The organism is Homoserinimonas aerilata (assembly GCF_006716125.1).
In the GTDB taxonomy this organism is placed as follows: Bacteria; Actinomycetota; Actinomycetes; order Actinomycetales; family Microbacteriaceae; genus Homoserinimonas; species Homoserinimonas aerilata.
This window is the reverse complement of record NZ_VFOM01000001.1, coordinates 166,699-181,441: the sequence shown is the minus strand read 5'-3', so window position 1 is coordinate 181,441 and position 14,743 is coordinate 166,699. Positions and strand designations below refer to the sequence as shown.

15 protein-coding genes are annotated in these 14,743 nt (G+C 66.1%); 5 read left to right on the top strand and 10 right to left on the bottom strand.

The features are described 5' to 3' along the window. Nucleotides 1–161: 161 nt before the first annotated feature. Nucleotides 162–1,481, top strand: coding sequence for a hypothetical protein (locus tag FB562_RS00855; protein WP_141879414.1), 1,320 nt, complete (start codon nucleotides 162–164; stop codon nucleotides 1,479–1,481). A 648-nt stretch (nucleotides 1,482–2,129) separates the two neighbouring features. On the opposite strand, the gene FB562_RS00850 is transcribed toward FB562_RS00855, so the two are convergent. After that, a complete protein-coding gene (locus FB562_RS00850) occupies nucleotides 2,130–3,572 on the bottom strand; it encodes an NCS2 family permease (RefSeq protein ID WP_141879413.1) in 1,443 nt (480 codons plus the stop codon). A 163-nt stretch (nucleotides 3,573–3,735) separates the two neighbouring features. Between FB562_RS00850 and FB562_RS00845 the strand changes: the two genes are divergently transcribed. Next, complete coding sequence (locus FB562_RS00845) at nucleotides 3,736–5,286, top strand: DUF2510 domain-containing protein (protein WP_185740411.1); 1,551 nt, start codon at nucleotides 3,736–3,738, stop codon at nucleotides 5,284–5,286. 37 nt (nucleotides 5,287–5,323) lie between these two features. Beyond that, complete coding sequence (locus tag FB562_RS00840; protein WP_141879411.1) at nucleotides 5,324–5,569, top strand: hypothetical protein; 246 nt, start codon at nucleotides 5,324–5,326, stop codon at nucleotides 5,567–5,569. Here the strand turns inward: FB562_RS00840 and FB562_RS00835 are convergent. The 6 genes from FB562_RS00835 to FB562_RS00810 all read right to left on the bottom strand — a co-directional run bounded on the left by FB562_RS00835 (nucleotide 5,566) and on the right by FB562_RS00810 (nucleotide 8,961). Beyond that, complete coding sequence (locus FB562_RS00835) at nucleotides 5,566–5,907, bottom strand: DUF488 domain-containing protein (protein WP_141879410.1); 342 nt, start codon at nucleotides 5,905–5,907, stop codon at nucleotides 5,566–5,568. The two genes, FB562_RS00840 and FB562_RS00835, sit on opposite strands and share 4 nt — an antisense overlap. 69 nt (nucleotides 5,908–5,976) lie before the next feature. Next, on the bottom strand, nucleotides 5,977–6,495 hold the full coding sequence (locus tag FB562_RS00830; RefSeq protein ID WP_141879409.1) for a hypothetical protein: 519 nt from the start codon (nucleotides 6,493–6,495) through the stop codon (nucleotides 5,977–5,979). Nucleotides 6,496–6,734: 239 nt separating this feature from the next. Beyond that, complete coding sequence (locus tag FB562_RS00825; protein WP_141879408.1) at nucleotides 6,735–7,247, bottom strand: GNAT family N-acetyltransferase; 513 nt, start codon at nucleotides 7,245–7,247, stop codon at nucleotides 6,735–6,737. After that, entirely contained in the window at nucleotides 7,247–7,522 is a 276-nt protein-coding gene (locus FB562_RS00820; protein WP_141879407.1) for a type II toxin-antitoxin system TacA family antitoxin, read from the bottom strand. The genes FB562_RS00825 and FB562_RS00820 overlap by 1 nt, the downstream gene beginning before the upstream one ends. A gap of 557 nt (nucleotides 7,523–8,079) precedes the next feature. Then, the gene (locus FB562_RS00815) at nucleotides 8,080–8,454 is read right to left on the bottom strand and encodes a PH domain-containing protein (RefSeq protein ID WP_141879406.1); all 375 of its coding nucleotides are present in this window, start codon (nucleotides 8,452–8,454) and stop codon (nucleotides 8,080–8,082) included. Between the two features lie 87 nt (nucleotides 8,455–8,541). Further along, nucleotides 8,542–8,961 carry a DUF1761 domain-containing protein gene (locus tag FB562_RS00810; RefSeq protein ID WP_141879405.1) on the bottom strand — a complete coding sequence of 140 codons (420 nt, stop codon included), beginning with the start codon at nucleotides 8,959–8,961 and terminating at the stop codon, nucleotides 8,542–8,544. Nucleotides 8,962–9,144: 183 nt separating this feature from the next. Here FB562_RS00810 and FB562_RS00805 point away from each other — a divergent pair, with 183 nt between their 5' ends. Together FB562_RS00805 and FB562_RS13950 are read left to right on the top strand one after the other, a co-directional pair. Further along, nucleotides 9,145–10,347, top strand: coding sequence for an HNH endonuclease family protein (locus tag FB562_RS00805; protein WP_246081287.1), 1,203 nt, complete (start codon nucleotides 9,145–9,147; stop codon nucleotides 10,345–10,347). A gap of 319 nt (nucleotides 10,348–10,666) precedes the next feature. Then, a complete protein-coding gene (locus FB562_RS13950; RefSeq protein ID WP_141879404.1) occupies nucleotides 10,667–11,542 on the top strand; it encodes a YDG/SRA domain-containing protein in 876 nt (291 codons plus the stop codon). A gap of 222 nt (nucleotides 11,543–11,764) precedes the next feature. Here FB562_RS13950 and FB562_RS00795 read toward each other — a convergent pair whose 3' ends face one another. The 3 genes from FB562_RS00795 to rraA form a co-directional block, all read right to left on the bottom strand. Continuing rightward, complete coding sequence (locus FB562_RS00795; protein ID WP_141879403.1) at nucleotides 11,765–12,562, bottom strand: nuclease-related domain-containing protein; 798 nt, start codon at nucleotides 12,560–12,562, stop codon at nucleotides 11,765–11,767. Between the two features lie 303 nt (nucleotides 12,563–12,865). After that, the gene (locus tag FB562_RS00790) at nucleotides 12,866–14,140 is read right to left on the bottom strand and encodes a M18 family aminopeptidase (RefSeq protein WP_141879402.1); all 1,275 of its coding nucleotides are present in this window, start codon (nucleotides 14,138–14,140) and stop codon (nucleotides 12,866–12,868) included. Between the two features lie 93 nt (nucleotides 14,141–14,233). Continuing rightward, nucleotides 14,234–14,710, bottom strand: a complete 477-nt coding sequence (rraA, locus tag FB562_RS00785; protein WP_141879401.1) for a ribonuclease E activity regulator RraA — start codon at nucleotides 14,708–14,710, stop codon at nucleotides 14,234–14,236. Between the last annotated feature and the right edge of the window lie 33 nt (nucleotides 14,711–14,743).

The following is a 14,743-nucleotide window of genomic DNA, read 5'->3' as shown; positions in this document are numbered from 1 at the left end:
TTGTCTATTGGCATGCCACACAGGGCCACCTTAAGCGCCAAATGCCCGTATTCACGGTAGGCGGCGCGGGTTTCACAGTACTCCGGCCCCCTGTGGGCGGGCCGGGATAACGACGGATCGCCGCCCTACACTTGTGGTCATGCTCTGCACCGTCGGCACCAGTGCCGCCCAACCTCGCGCCGCCGGTGCCCGCATCCGTCATCTCCATGTCCCTTGCGGGCGTGCGAATGGGTGACGTGGCGAGCGCCGCCTGGACGGCCGGGGCGACACTCATCGCGGTGTTCCTGGCCGCGACCACGGTCGGCTTCTGGCTGCTGTTCCGCCGCACACGCGGAAAGGGAACGGATGCGCAGGCGAAGGAGACGAGGCACGCCAACATCCTTCTGGTGCGGGCGGATGACGCGGTGCGCGACGCCGCCGACGAGCTCGACTTCGCGATCGCCCAGTTCGGCACGGCCAAGACAGGCGACCTCTCCCGCGCCCTCGCCGAAGCACGGCGGCGCGTGCTGGAGGCCTTCGCGCTACAGCAGCGACTCGACGATCACGTGCCCGACACGGGGGCGCAGCGCCGCGACTGGACGGCCCGCATCGTCCACCTGTGCGAGACCGCGCAGTCGACGCTAAACGCTGAGCTCGCCCGCTTCGACGAACTGCGCGAGCTCGACAAGAACGCCCCCGCCAACCTGGCCGAACTGCGCCGGCAGCTCGAACAGCTCAGCCACCGGCAGGAGCAGGAAACCCAGGCCTACGAGCTGCTCACCCGCAGCTACTCCCCCGCCGCGCTCGCCAGCGTCACCGACAACCTCGAGCAGGCCGCCGACGCCAACGCCGCAGCCGTCGACGCAGCAGACACAGCGGATGCCGCACTCACCTCAGCAAGCGTCGCCGACGCGATCGACGCCATCCGCGACGGCCAAGACCACGCCCGGCGGGCCGGCCACCTGCTCGACGCCATCGAATCGCTCGCCGCACAACTCGGCACGGCCTCGGCCGCCATGCAGGAGCTGATCGACTCGACACGCACGAACCTCGACGAGGCGCGCGCCGTACGCGACAGTCCGCCGGATGCCGCGGCAGGGGCATCCGTCATCACCGCCGTCTCACAGGTGGAGACAGTGCTCGCCAGCCTCGACGCATCCGACCCGGTCGCCACGCTCGACCGCCTGCGGGAGGCGAACGCGAGCCTCGACACCAGCCTCGCGGGGGCGCGCAACCAGGCCCGCAGGCTCGAAGGGGCACGCGAGGCACTGGCCGGGGCGCTCGTCTCGGCGAGCAGCCAACTGTCGGCGACGCGCGACTTCATCGCGGCGCGGCGCGGGCAGGTCGGAAGCGCCGCCCGCACCCGACTGGCCGAATCGGAGCGGCTGCTCGCCGTCGCCGAGGCCGAGGCGGACCCCGTGATGGCACTCGACACGGCCCGCAGCGCGGCAACCCACGCCCGCGACGCGGACGCGCTCGCCCGCTACGACCTGCGTCGCTGACTTCGCTCGCTCTCTCTTGCGGATGCGCGAGTGGTCAACATTCGCCCATCACGAACCGCGGATAGGGCGAGTATCGACCACTCACGCAAGAAAACCACCACACAACTGAGTACGGGACATCCTGACTCCACGTGCCTGTAGATGCGCGAGTGGTCAACATCCGCCCGTCACGACCTGTTGAAGGGGCGAGTATCGACCACTCACGCAAGAAAACCACCACACAACTGAGTACGGGACATCCTGACTCCACGTGCCTGTACATGCGCGAGTGGTCAACATCCGCCCGTCACGAACCGCGGAAAAGGCGAGTATCGACCACTCACGCAAGAAAACCACCACACACCACACACCACACACCACACAACTGAGCTCAGCACACCCTGATCCCACCCTCGCGGATGCGCGAGTGGTCAACATCCGCCCGTCACGACCTGTTGAAGGGGCGAGTATCGACCACTCACGCAAGAAAACCACCACACACCACACACCACACACCACACACCACACACCACACAACTGAGCTCAGCACACCCTGATCCCACCCTCGCGGATGCGCGAGTGGTCAACATCCGCCCGTCACGAACCGCGGAAAAGGCGAGTATCGACCTCTCGCGAGGGGCAGCGGAGCGAGGGGGTAGCGGAGCGGGGTCAGGCTCCGATGAGCATCTCGATGGGGCCGCGGGCGAAGTAGACGAGGAAGCCCGCCGCCACCACCCACAGCAGCGGCGAGATCTCGCGCGCCTTGCCCGCGAGGGCGCGCACGATGACCCAGCTGATGAAGCCGACGCCGATGCCGTTCGCGATCGAATAGGTGAGCGGCATGACCACGATCGTGAGGAACACGGGCAGGCCGACGGAGAACTCGGTCCAGTCGATGAAACGGATCTGCGACACCATGAGCACACCCACGACGACGAGCGCAGCACCGGCGACCTCGAGCGGCACCACCTGCGTGAGCGGCGTGAAGAACATGGCCAGCAGGAACAGGATGCCCGTGACCACGTTCGCGAGACCGGTGCGGGCGCCCTCGCCGACACCGGCCGCCGAGTCGATGAAGATCGTGTTCGACGATGAGGAGGTCGCGCCGCCCGCCACCGCACCGACGCCCTCGATGATCAGCGCCGACTTCAGACGCGGGAAGTTGCCCTTGTCATCCTGCAGCCCGGCCTCCTTCGTGAGGCCCGTCAGGGTGCCGACGGCGTCGAAGAAGTTCGTGAAGACGAGAGTGAAGACGAGCATGATGGCGGCGAGCCATCCGATGCGCTCGAATGCGCCGAAGTTGAAGGCGCCGATGAGGCCGAGGTCGGGCAGTGACACGATCGACTCGGGCAGGGTCGGAACGTTGAGGTTCCAGCCGGCCGGGTTGGGGCCGTCCGCGGTGAAAGACGGGCCGATCTTGAAGATCGCCTCCGCGATGACCGCGAGCACGGTGGTGACGAGGATGCCGATGAGCAGCGCCCCGCGCACCTTACGCGCCATGAGCACGCCCATGATGAGCAGCCCCAGGATGAAGATGACGGTCGGGATGGTCGTGACGGATCCGCCGTCGCCGAGCTGCACGGGAGGTGATGCGGCGCCGCTCGACCGCACGAAGCCGGCATCCACCAGGCCGATGAATGCGATGAACAGGCCGATGCCGACGGTGATGGCCGTCTTCAGCGGGGCCGGCACCGCCTTGAAGATCATCTCCCGCAGTTTGGTCGCCGAGAGCAGCACGATGATGAGGCCGTTGATGACGACGAGGCCCATCGCCTCCGCCCACGTGACCTGGCCGACGACGCTGACCGCGAGGAAGGAGTTGATGCCGAGGCCCGCCGCGAGGCCGAACGGCAGGTTCGCGACGAGACCGAAGAGGATCGTCATGACGCCGGCGGTGAGGCCGGTCACTGCGGCGAGCTGCTGCCCGTCGAGCGCACCACCCGTCACGTCGTCGGTTCCGCCCAGGATGAGCGGGTTCAGGATGACGATGTAGGCCATCGTCATGAACGTCACCAGGCCGCCGCGCACCTCACGGCCCGGCGTGGATCCCCGCTCCGTGATCTGGAAGAATCGATCGATGCGGGATCCGAACCCTGGTTTGGTCTGCGTCATGAGGATCACATTAGCGACGGATGCGCGCCCACGGCACCGTCTCGACGCGTCCTCATGAAATGTGAACGCATGGACTATGCTCGGATATACCCGAGGCACCCTTATAGGGGGCTGCCCAGACCGCGATCTGCCAGAGATGATGGATTGCAACGCGGGAGAGCAAATGACGGAAGTTCCTCACAACGTCGCGCCCGCAGGCTGGTACGTCGACCCGATGACGCGCCGTCACCTGCGCTGGTGGAATGGACAGGCCTGGACAGAGAGTGTCGCGCCTCTGCCCGGCGTCGCGCCCACGGCATATGTCGCGCCCGCGCCGCGCGTCAAGCAGAGCTTCGCCCTTCCCGCATCAGACGAGCAGACCCACGCCGCCGTCAACCAGACGGCCGCAACCCACGACCGTGTCGCGCAGCCCTTCGTGACGCAGGTTCCGGAGAGTTCCGCCCAGCCGGCGCAGCCCCGGCCGGCCGTCGCGGAGGAGGTCGACGTCAAGCCGGCCATCCCGTGGCCCGCCATGCAGCAGCAGGAGCCGAACAAGCCGACCATCGACTGGGGCGACACGGCCGGGTCGGGTGCTGCGGCATCCGGAGCCGTCCCTGCCGCCGCAGCCACGCAGCCGTCGCTCACGGGCGGCGTGGCGATTCCGGGCCTGCCGACCGAGGTCGCGGCCGCGATGCTTGCGGCTCAGCAGGCTGGTGGGCAGGCAGCGGATGCCGCGGCAGCGCAGTCACCGTTCGACTTCTCGCAGACCCGCCGGGTGCCCGCGGCCGAGCCCGTGCGCACGGGGGAGATTCCCGCGCAGGATCAGGCACAGGCCCAAGCTCAGCAGGCGCAGACTCAGCAGGCGCAGGCGTTCGCCCAGCAGCAAGCGCAGCAGCAGGCAGCGCAGCAGTATGCGGAACGCCAGCACGCGGAGCAGCAGTATGCAGCGCAGGCCGCCCAGCAGCAGGCATCCGCCCAGCAGGCGTCCTCTCAGCCGGTGTCGGCGTATGCGGCCGCGCAGACCGCCGAGTCGGCGATGCCCGCAGCTGCGGCTGTCGAGCAGCAGTTCGATCGCGGCGAGCTCGACCACCGGGAGGTGGAGCCGACACTGATGACGCGGCGGCAGCAGCGCGAGCGCGGCCTCGACCCGGACGCATCCGCTCCCCCGGCCTCGAACGCGGAGCCGAACGGCCGCGGCGAGGACCGCGACATCTGGGCGGGCCATGACGACCGGCACGCCGACGAGCGCACCGGATTCGCTGACAGCCACAACCGCGGCCACGACGAGGAATGGGACGAACCCGATCGCTGGGGCACCGCATCCGTCTGGCTGGTGGCGGTGACGCCGTGGCTGGGGCTCGCCGCCGCGTATGTTGCACTGTCGTTCTTCGACGCGTGGTCGCTGCCGGCGCTCGGCGTGATGCTGCTTCCGTGGCTGATCGCGTTGCTCTTCGCGCAGCAGGATGCGACGGTGTTGCGCGACTACGGGCACGAGCGACCCGCGAGCGGCCTGTGGGCTCTTGCGACCGCACCCGTCTACCTGCTGGCGCGCGCATCCGCGATCCGTGACGATGTGGGGTTCAGGCTGGCGCCGTTCTGGGTGTGGGCCGCGAACTTCGCCGTCGTGGGCGGGCTGATGCTGGCGCTCGCCCTGCAGCCGGGCATCCTGCCGGAGTTCCTGGTGAACGCGGCCGAGCCGTTGCGCGCGACGGCGGCCGCCTGGTTGGGCAGATAGCGCGCCGATTTTGAGCCGCCCGGCCTACAGTGGGGTCATGGCCGATTACGAGGCGGACTACCATTGGCGGGCGACGGCGCCGGACGGCGCACTCTCGCCCGGTTCGAGCGCGACGCGCAGCCCGCAACGCTTCACGATCACGGATGCGGATGGTCGCATTCTCGAGTTTCCGCACGCCGAGCCGGCGCCCGCGAACCCTGAGGCCCTCATCGAGGGCGGACGCGTGACGGGGCCCCGCGACATGGAATCGGATGACGCCGCCGACTCTGCTGAGACTTCCTAGCTGAGGAGTTGCTGCAGCACCACGGCCTGGTTGTGCTGTTCGTCTTTGGCGCTGTAGACGAGCGTGACGGTGTCATGCTGGCTGACGGCATCCGTGAGCTCTCGCATGGCGTCGCTGTTGGCGAGCTCGGCCCGGTAGCGTTCGGCGAACTCGTCGTAGCGTTCGGGGTCGTGGCCGAACCATTTGCGCAGCTCCGTGCTGGGGCCCACCTCTTTGAGCCACAGCTCGACGGCGGCATGCTCCTTGCTGACGCCGCGCGGCCACACCCGGTCGACGAGGATGCGGTAGCCGTCGGCAGGTTCCGGATGCTCGTACACGCGTTTCACCGTGACGCCCATGCCTCCACGCTACGCCCGAGCGTGCTGCGGGGCCAGCACGGCTTGGCGGCCATGACGACGTGTGGGCGGTCAGGCCCCTTCGGGCGGATCGAGCAGCAGCTGGATGCGCTCGGCGAGGTACGCGTCGAGCGGCGCCGCAGCATCCGGTGCCGCCCCGGCCACCCACCGCACGCGGGCTTCGCCGTCGTGCACGAGCAGCGGCCCGGCCGGGTTGTCGGGGTCGATGGGGGTGGTGTGGAAGTTGACGGTCTCGCCGTCGGGGTAGCCGGCTTTGAGCGCGGCGGCGCGCTGCACCCGGCGCGTCTCGGCGGACACGGACTGGTGGTTGGGTCGGCCGGTGTGCTGCGCGCGCGTGATCGTTCCGACGGTGTGTGCGTTGCCGTCGGCGTCGAGCAGCAGCACTCCGAGCCGCCAGACGCGACCGAGCGGGCGCATGGTGGCCTCGCGCGTGAAGATGAGAGCGACGCGGCGGGCGGGCACGAATTCGGCGAGCGCCTCGTCGGATGCTCCGGCTGCGGTGAGCTGCGCGGCGGCCCGGGCGAGGCTGCCGCGGATGCTCGCGCTCAGCTCTCCGGTGTCGTCGCCCACCGCATCAGCCTATTCGCCCGCCGTTCTCCGCTCGCCGCCTCCCCGCCCTGCTCTTCCCCTCCGCTCCCCTCCCCGAAAACGAGGAGGTTTTCGCGCACCCGCGCGAAATCGAGGAGGCTCTGCCCGCCTGCGAGCTGTTCCTCCTCGTTTTCTGCGCAGAGCGGGTGCCTCGCTGCCGGCGCACCTGCGAGCATCCGCACCCCGCCCGCCGCCTCAGACCGCGCCGATGATCAAGCTGCTCACCGCCGCTCCTGCAGCGCCTCCACGGTGGCCACGGCATCCGTCATCGGCAGGATCAGCGTCTGCTTGTCTCCGTCGAGACGCGTGAATCCGAAGCGTTCATAAAACGGTACGACGGAATCGTCTCGGGTATGCACGACGATTGCGGCACTGCCAACCTGCAGCGAAACCTGCACTGCCCTGAGGGCCGCATCTTGGAGCAGCGATCCCCCGAGGCTGAGGCCGGTGAATCTCCGGTCGACTGCGAGCCTCCCGATGAGCGTCGCCGGTATCGGATCCGGCAGCCCGCCTCCGAGATTGCCGGTGGAGTCGCGGGCAATGGTGAACGACGAGAGGGAGTAGTAGCCGGCCACGGAGCCGTCATCCGCGATTGTGACGAATGTTCTGGATGCTCCGGCTTCTTGGTTCTTCAACGCCAGTGTTCTGAACCAGTTGTTGAGGCCGGCAACTCCGCAGTCGAAGGCGCCCACGCGGTCACCGCGCCGAAGCGCTCGCGGCTGTGCGAAAGCCATCAGTCGTTGCTGAATACCGAGGGGCGGCGGAGCAGCTCAGCGAAACCTTCGACGTACTCCCCAGGGCGATCCACGGCCGCCGTGAATTTTTCCCATGCCTCAGCCCCGAGCTGGATCTGGCGCTCCTGGTGGATGGTCTCCCGCGCCAGCCGCAGTGCGGCGTCTTTCACGAATGCGGATGTCGTGAGGCCGAGCATCGCCGAAGCCGCCTCGATGTCATCCTTGAGATCTGGTGTGATGCGGAACTCGACTCGTTCAGAAGCTGCGGCTGCCATCCAGTCATTGTACGGCAAAACGCCGGATCCGGGGCTGCTGGTCAATCCCGCTGGTTGAGGGCGACGAAGTCGCGTCTCGAAACCTGCCCAGAGTCGTTACCTCGCGCTGATCCCGAACGCCCCGATGCTCATCACCAAGAACGCGACCGGCTCGTGGGCGATATTGAGCAGGGTGAGCGCTTTGGGCAGCTTCTCGAAGGTGTCTCAGCGACGCCGCTTGCCGAGGCGAAGCATCCGCGCACAGAACCCGAATGCGCCCAAGGCCAGCCCCCACGGCAGGAACAGGACCATATTGTTGTGGGCGCCATCCATGGATACTTGTTCTCATGCTGTCCCCGCTATTTGCTGGACTCCGGCTTGGTAGGCGAGCACTCCGATTAGGCCGACCAGGAGGACAAGGCCGACGGCAATCCACATCGGCACCCACCCTTTACCTCGCGCGAGGGCAACAATTCTATCCAGGATGAAGGAAGCGGCGATGGGCAGCACGCCGGCGAGCACAATGGCTCCGCTCTGAAGCGGCAGCGAAGATGTAAAGACGGCGAAGATGTCACCGGTCAAAGAATGTAACCGCCGATGAGTTTGTTGAATGAGCGGATGTCGAAGTTGCCCTTGAACTCGAAGCGAACCTTGCCGAGCCCGGAGAACCACAGCTCCATTTCGCTGTCGAGGTCGAAGGTGCCAGCTGTCTCGACAGAGAACGCCTGAATCTTGCTGTAGGGCAGCGAGGTGAAGTCTTTCTTCTTGCCGGTGAGGCCCTGCACGTTGACAGCGATGACGCGCTTGTTCGTGAATATGACCTGATCGCGGATGCCACGGAATGCAGCAAAGATCGTTTCACCGTCGATGAGCATCGGCTCCACGAGAGCTAGGCCTTCATTCACATTCGCGGGAGAAAGTTTGACGAAGCTGCCATTCTGAAAGTCGATCAAGGGGAACTCCTGGGTCTCGGATAATCGCGTGAAATCATCGTATGGGCCACCCACGACACCCAAGCTCCCCTCTTCAGGGGACGCACCCTATGTGGCGCCGATCCCGAACGCCCCGATGATCAGCGCCATGACCAGGAAGGTGACCAGCTCGTGCGCGATGTTGAGCAGGGTGAGCGCTTTGGGCCGGTTCTCGAACGCATCATGCGTGATGAAGCGTGCCGCGGTGAAGCCCGCCCACAGGATGATTGCGGTCACAACCGTGTTCGCTAGGAAGCTGCCGCCGTAGAAGTGCTGTGCGATGGCGGCTGCCCCGGCGAGCACCCACGCGCTGATGAAACTCACTATGACGGTTAGCACGATGGCGTAGACGGCGTTCGCCGGCTTCTCGACCCGCGCGACCTTCACCCACCAGTTGCCGAAAACTTTCGGCGTGTACCAGATGGAGCCGATCACCATCGTGGACAGCGTGGCGAGGATGACCGCCCACCAGTTGATCTCCGGAACCATGACAGCCACCTCTCCGTTGGGGTTGTCTCGGATGCTACTCCTGCGACGGCGCGAAATGGGGGTGACGGTACCCGGACTGGGACTGGGATCGCATCCGCGTCTCCCCTAGCTTGTAGATCTACCTTGGGGGATGTTGTGGGCAGATCGCGATGGCGGCCGAGGTTTGGCGCGAGCTTCTGGGTGGTGGCACCCGTCGTGGCGCTCTTCACTATTGCGGGTGTCGCATCCGGTGGTGTCGGTGGGCTTCTCGTGACCTGGGGTGCCATCGGGGTGGTCACCGCCCTGTATTCACTCGTAACTGGCCGCGCGGGTTGGGCTTCGCTCGCCGGACGCAAGGTTGCTGCTGTCGTGCTGGCGGCCGCCGTCGTGACGATGGGGGTTGGCGCGCCACTTGTGCCGGAGCGGGACGCCGAGTCGTCGCAGGCGAGCGCCGATTCGACGCCGCCGATCTCTTCGCCGCGTCCGACAGTGACGGATGCCCCGAAGCAGGACGCAGAGGAGCCGGCTAGTGAGGTGAAACCACAGCCTGCTGGGCTTGTGGCCGACCCATCCGGCACGACCGCACTGGCGCTGTTGGCCACACTGCCGGTCAAGGGCAAGGCGCCGATGACCGGCTACGACCGCACCGGCATGTTCGGCAGCGCATGGCTGGACGTGGACCGAAACGGCTGTGACACGCGCAATGACATGTTGCAACGCGACTTCGAATCGACCGTGCGCAGCGGCCCATGCAAGGTGACCAGCGGTGTGCTTGTTTCGCCGTACACGGGCGAGACCATCAACTTCGTGCGCGGCAACAAGACATCGATGGCAGTGCAGATCGACCATGTGGTGGCGCTCGCGAATGCGTGGCAGACGGGTGCACAGCAGCTGACGCAGGAGCAGCGGATCGCGTTGGCCAACGATCCGATGAACCTCTTCGCGGTGGATGGCCCATCGAACTCGCAGAAGGGCGCCGGCGACACCGCGACCTGGCTACCGAAGGCGAAATCGTTCCGCTGCACGTATGTGTCGCATCAGGTTTCGGTGAAGGCCGCCTACGGTCTTTGGGTGACGAAGGCCGAAAGCGAGGCGATGGCACGCGTGCTGGGTTCATGTGCGGATGCGCCGGCGGCCGCTCCGGCGCCTGCCCCGGCTCCTGTTGTTGCGCCGATCCCGGTTCCGGTTCCCGCACCAGCACCAGCTCCTGCTCCGGCGCCCGCGCCAGCTCCGGCGCCCGTTCCTGGCTGCGATCTGAATTATGCAGGCGCTTGTGTGCCGATCGCGAGTGATGTGGATTGCGCGGGTGGCAGTGGCAACGGCCCCGAGTATGTGCGCGGCCCGGTCACCATAATCGGCGTCGACATCTACGACCTCGACCGAGACGGCGACGGGATCGGGTGCTGATGAGGCTAGGACCCTTCTCGAAGTGGGGGTCTCGCGTTTGTCAACCGTTCTGAGAATATGAGCTATGGACGTATTTCTTGGGTTGTTGGGTAGTTACGCGATTGTGGCGTGGGTAGTCGTCCCATGCGCAGTGCTGTTGCTCCTATATGGCGTGATTCGAGTGGGTGTTAGTCGCGGGATGCGTGACCACCAGTTGTGGCTCGAGACGAATAGGCCGGTTGTGACGCCCGTGCCGACGATCGCACAATACGATGCCGAGCTCTAACGTCCTGCGTGGAGGCTCCTCCGCTTTCCCCACCCTGTGAACAAGAGGAGTCGCATGCCTCGCTTTTTTGGCACTCCCGATGGAGTGCACGTTGGACAGCAGTTCATTGACAGGAAGGATCTTCATGAACACGGAGTCCACCGGCCACTCCAAGCGGGAATTTCCGGTACCGGCAAGGAAGGCGCAGATTCGATTGTCGTGTCGGGGGGATATGTTGACGACGAGGACCACGGTGACTTCATCATTTACACCGGGCACGGCGGAAATGACCCAAAGACTCGGCGTCAGGTCGCTGATCAGTCGCCCACAGCCTCGGGCAATGCTGGGCTTATTACTAGCCGCATCCTTGGATTACCTGTCCGAGTAATTCGGGGGGCCCATCGCGGCTCGTCGTTCGCACCCCCGTATGGATACCAGTACGCGGGGTTATACCTAGTGTCGGATGCTTGGGCGAAAGTCGGGCGGGACGGATTCCGTATCTTCCTGTTCCGGCTAGATCGACTCCCGGACCAAGCCGAAATATGGACACGTCGACCTGCGACCTCCGACCCTGCGTTCGGGACTGCCACTATCAGCCGTCGGATCAGAGATACGGCTCTGTCCCGCGAAGTAAAGCAAATGTACAACTTCAGGTGCCAAGTCTGCGGCGGGACAGTTCCAGCGTTCGGTGAGCGGCTCTACGCAGAAGGGGCTCACATCCGCGCTCTCGGACGACCCCATCTCGGTCACGACTCGTTAGACAACATACTTTCTTTGTGCCCCAATCATCATGCGCAGCTTGATCTCGGCGGGATGGTCATACTGGATGACTTTTCTGCAGCGACGACGAGTGACCTGGTCCCATTCGCCGACCTCACCTTTGCGAGCAGCCATAGGGTCACATTGGAAAACGCACGGTATCACCGCCACTTGTGGCTTGCCGTCGCGTGAGAACGAGGATTCATTCCTATCACGAGAGAACCATGCAAACACCACCGGTGCCACGATGCCCTTGTATCGTCTCAGCCCGCGACTATTCGCTTCCTAAAGCGAGGCGGATGGCAGCCAGAATCAGCTAGGCATGCCTTCACGTTGATCTATAGGACGCTCCACGAGCCAACACGAGTGCCTCAGAAAGGTTTGCGCTCGAAGTTCACTTCGCGGCTCTAGCCGCTATGCGTTCACCAGCGCACCGAGCAGCGCTGGCACCACCATCTGGAATGTCACGACTACGAGCGCGATCGCGGCCGCCGCGACCCAGAGCATCCGTCGCGTGCGCGCCTGATTGACTTCTCTGCGAAGCGCCCCGAAAGCCTGCAGGTGGGCATCGTCGACTGCCCCATCCGCCGTCCTATGCCAGGTGCGAGCATCCGATGCAGCCTCCGCGATTTGCACCACATCCGCCGCGTCGAGCGTGGGCTTGCGGCGCTTCAGCCAACGCACCAACTCCCGTGCCGTCAACACCGTCACCCGATCAGGCTGCTGCTTGACAGTGACAGAAGCCGGGTCAACGATGACCAACAGCGAGCGCGCCACCACCGGCAACCCGGCCGCCAGCGACAACAACTTCGACGCCCGCTCAGCCTCATGCACCGAATTGCGCACATGGTCGGTCTTTTGCCCCGCGATCATCACCATGCGCGACCCCACCCAGACCTTCGCCCCCGAATGGTGCTTCGTGTTCACCGTGAACACCCCAGGCGGGCCCACCACAACATGGTCGATATCGCTCTCGCCCTTACCGACCGGCACCGCATGCAGAACCACCCACTCGGGCCCGAGCCGCTCAAGCTGCGAACCCACATGGATCTCGCCGACCGCGCCTGCGAACCAACTGCGAGCATCCGGATGCAACGGATTGAACCCCAGGATGCGCCGGAGCGAGCCGCGAGGCCTGGCCGAGAGCTGAAAGTCCAGGCACTCCCGGATGACCGAGTAGCCAGCCGGCCGACCGCGCAGTGATGCTTGCATAGTGTGCTCCCCCAAGTTGCTGCGCTCCCCCGAACGCCGCGTGGCAACAGGCTAGCGGGTGCCACACCGCCCTAGGAGCCAGCGAACCGACGACGTGTGTGAGAAGGCGCACGGCATCGGGCTCAACGTTGTGCGCCTTTTGTGTCGTTGTGCGCTGCCGGACGTGCACAACGACACAAATCACGCACAACGTTGCGGCGCGTGAGGCGTGGGGTTGGTCTCGAGACTGTCGCGGTAGACCGCGACACCTCGACCAGCGGGGAGGGCGCCGCGACACCTCGACCAGCGGGGTGGGGCGGGGCGTCAGGCGTAGAACTCGCCGAGGGTCAGGGCCAGCGCGTGGGCGTCGTCGACGTGGCAGAGCTCGCGGGCGGAGTGCATGCTGAGCAGCGGCACCCCGACGTCCACAGTGCGGATGCCCAGGCGGGTGGCCGTCAGCGGGCCGATCGTGGAGCCGCACGGAACCGTGTTGTTCGAAACGAAATCCTGCACGCGCGTGCCCGCAGCATCCGCCAGCCCTGCCCACAGTGCCGCACCGTGAGCATCCGACGCATACTTCTGGTTCGCGTTCAGCTTCAGCAGCGTGCCGCCGCCCGCAACCGGGCGATTCGCCGGGTCGTGCCGCTCCGAATAGTTCGGGTGCACCGCGTGGCCCGCATCCGCCGAAACGCACCACGACGCCGCATACGCGCGCAGACGATCCGACGCGGATGCCCCCAGGCCGTCGCCGATGCGCGTCAGGATGTCATCCAGCAGCGGCCCCGACGCCCCCGAGCGCGAATTCGACCCCAACTCCTCATGGTCGAATGCCGCCAGAACGCTGATCGACCCCTTCGCCGGCTTCGCCGCCAGCAGCGCGTGCAGCCCCGCGAACACCGACGACAGGTTGTCGAGCCGCCCAGCCGCGAACAGCTTGCCGCCCACACCGAAACGGGCCGGCGCCTGCGTATCCGCCGTCACAACATCGAAACCGCGCACCTCGCGGCGCCTCACACCCGCACTCGCCGCGAGCGCCTCCAGCACATCACCACCGTCAGCCTCAACACCGAAAACGGGCTGCACATGCTGCTGCTTGTCGAGCTTCAGCCCATCATTCACACCGCGGTCGAGGTGGATCGCCAGCTGCGGGATGCGCAGAAACGGCCCCGTGCGCGCCAACAGCTCACGGCCATCCGACAGCACCAGGCGGCCCGCCAACTCCAGCTCGCGATCCAGCCACGAATTCAGCAGCGGCCCGCCATACACCTCAACGGAAGCCTGGCTCCAGCCGTGCGCAGACGTGCCGCCGTTCGGCTTCAACTTGAAACCCGGCGAATCAGTGTGCGCACCCACAATGTTGAACGGCGTCGACGCCGTCGCGCCCGCCGGCTGAACCCACGCCACGATCGCCCCATCACGCAGCACAAAGAACCGGCCCGCCCTGCCGCGCCGCGGCGCAGGCCACTGGGCACGCTCATCCAGCTGCGAGAAACCCGCCTCGCGCAGCAACCGGGCGGCCTCCGCCGCAGCGTGGTAACTCGACGGCGACTCGCGGATGAACGCGGCGAGTTCCTCTATATAGGTGGCAGCATCCGACATGGCTCTATCCAAGCACGCGGCGGCAGGCGTGCTGCGTCAGGCATGCGGTGTCAGGCCTGGCTATGGCAGGCCTGCTGCGTCAGGAATGCGGCGTCAGCGCTCGGCGAGGATGCCGTCTTCATCGGCCCACAGCATCCGGCCCGGTGTGAATGTGACGCCGCCGAAGGCGAGCGGCACATCGAGCTCACCCTCGCCCAGCTTCGCGCTCTTGCGCGGGTTGCTGCCCAGCGCTCTCACGCCCAGGTCGAGCTCGGCGAGCGCCACCCTGTCGCGGATCGCCCCGTTGATGACCACGCCAGCCCAGCCATTCTCGACAGCGGATGCCGCGATCAGGTCACCCATGAGCGCCGATTCGAGCGAGCCTCCGCCATCCACGACGAGCACCGCGCCACTGCCCGGCGTCGCCAGGGTCTGCTTCACCAGCGCGTTGTCGCGGAAGCAGCGCACCGTGCGGATGCGGCCCGCGAACCGTGGGCGGCCGCCCAGTTCGAGCAGCTGCAGCCCCAGTGATTGCAGCGCGTCGCCGTGCTCGTCGTAGAGGTCGGCGGTCGAGAACTCGGGCTCACTCATGCCTCCACGCTACGAGCCGCGGATGCTCGCGTG

Coding starts and splice junctions, on each gene's coding strand:
- rraA (WP_141879401.1), bottom strand. CDS start 14,710: ATGAGTGAGCCCGAGTTCTCGACCGCCGACCTCTACGACGAGCACGGC.
- FB562_RS00835 (WP_141879410.1), bottom strand. CDS start 5,907: ATGGGCGTCACGGTGAAACGCGTGTACGAGCATCCGGAACCTGCCGAC.
- FB562_RS00825 (WP_141879408.1), bottom strand. CDS start 7,247: ATGGCTTTCGCACAGCCGCGAGCGCTTCGGCGCGGTGACCGCGTGGGC.
- FB562_RS00840 (WP_141879411.1), top strand. CDS start 5,324: ATGGCCGATTACGAGGCGGACTACCATTGGCGGGCGACGGCGCCGGAC.
- FB562_RS00790 (WP_141879402.1), bottom strand. CDS start 14,140: ATGTCGGATGCTGCCACCTATATAGAGGAACTCGCCGCGTTCATCCGC.
- FB562_RS13950 (WP_141879404.1), top strand. CDS start 10,667: ATGCCTCGCTTTTTTGGCACTCCCGATGGAGTGCACGTTGGACAGCAG.
- FB562_RS00795 (WP_141879403.1), bottom strand. CDS start 12,562: ATGCAAGCATCACTGCGCGGTCGGCCGGCTGGCTACTCGGTCATCCGG.
- FB562_RS00810 (WP_141879405.1), bottom strand. CDS start 8,961: ATGGTTCCGGAGATCAACTGGTGGGCGGTCATCCTCGCCACGCTGTCC.
- FB562_RS00845 (WP_185740411.1), top strand. CDS start 3,736: ATGACGGAAGTTCCTCACAACGTCGCGCCCGCAGGCTGGTACGTCGAC.
- FB562_RS00820 (WP_141879407.1), bottom strand. CDS start 7,522: ATGGCAGCCGCAGCTTCTGAACGAGTCGAGTTCCGCATCACACCAGAT.
- FB562_RS00850 (WP_141879413.1), bottom strand. CDS start 3,572: ATGACGCAGACCAAACCAGGGTTCGGATCCCGCATCGATCGATTCTTC.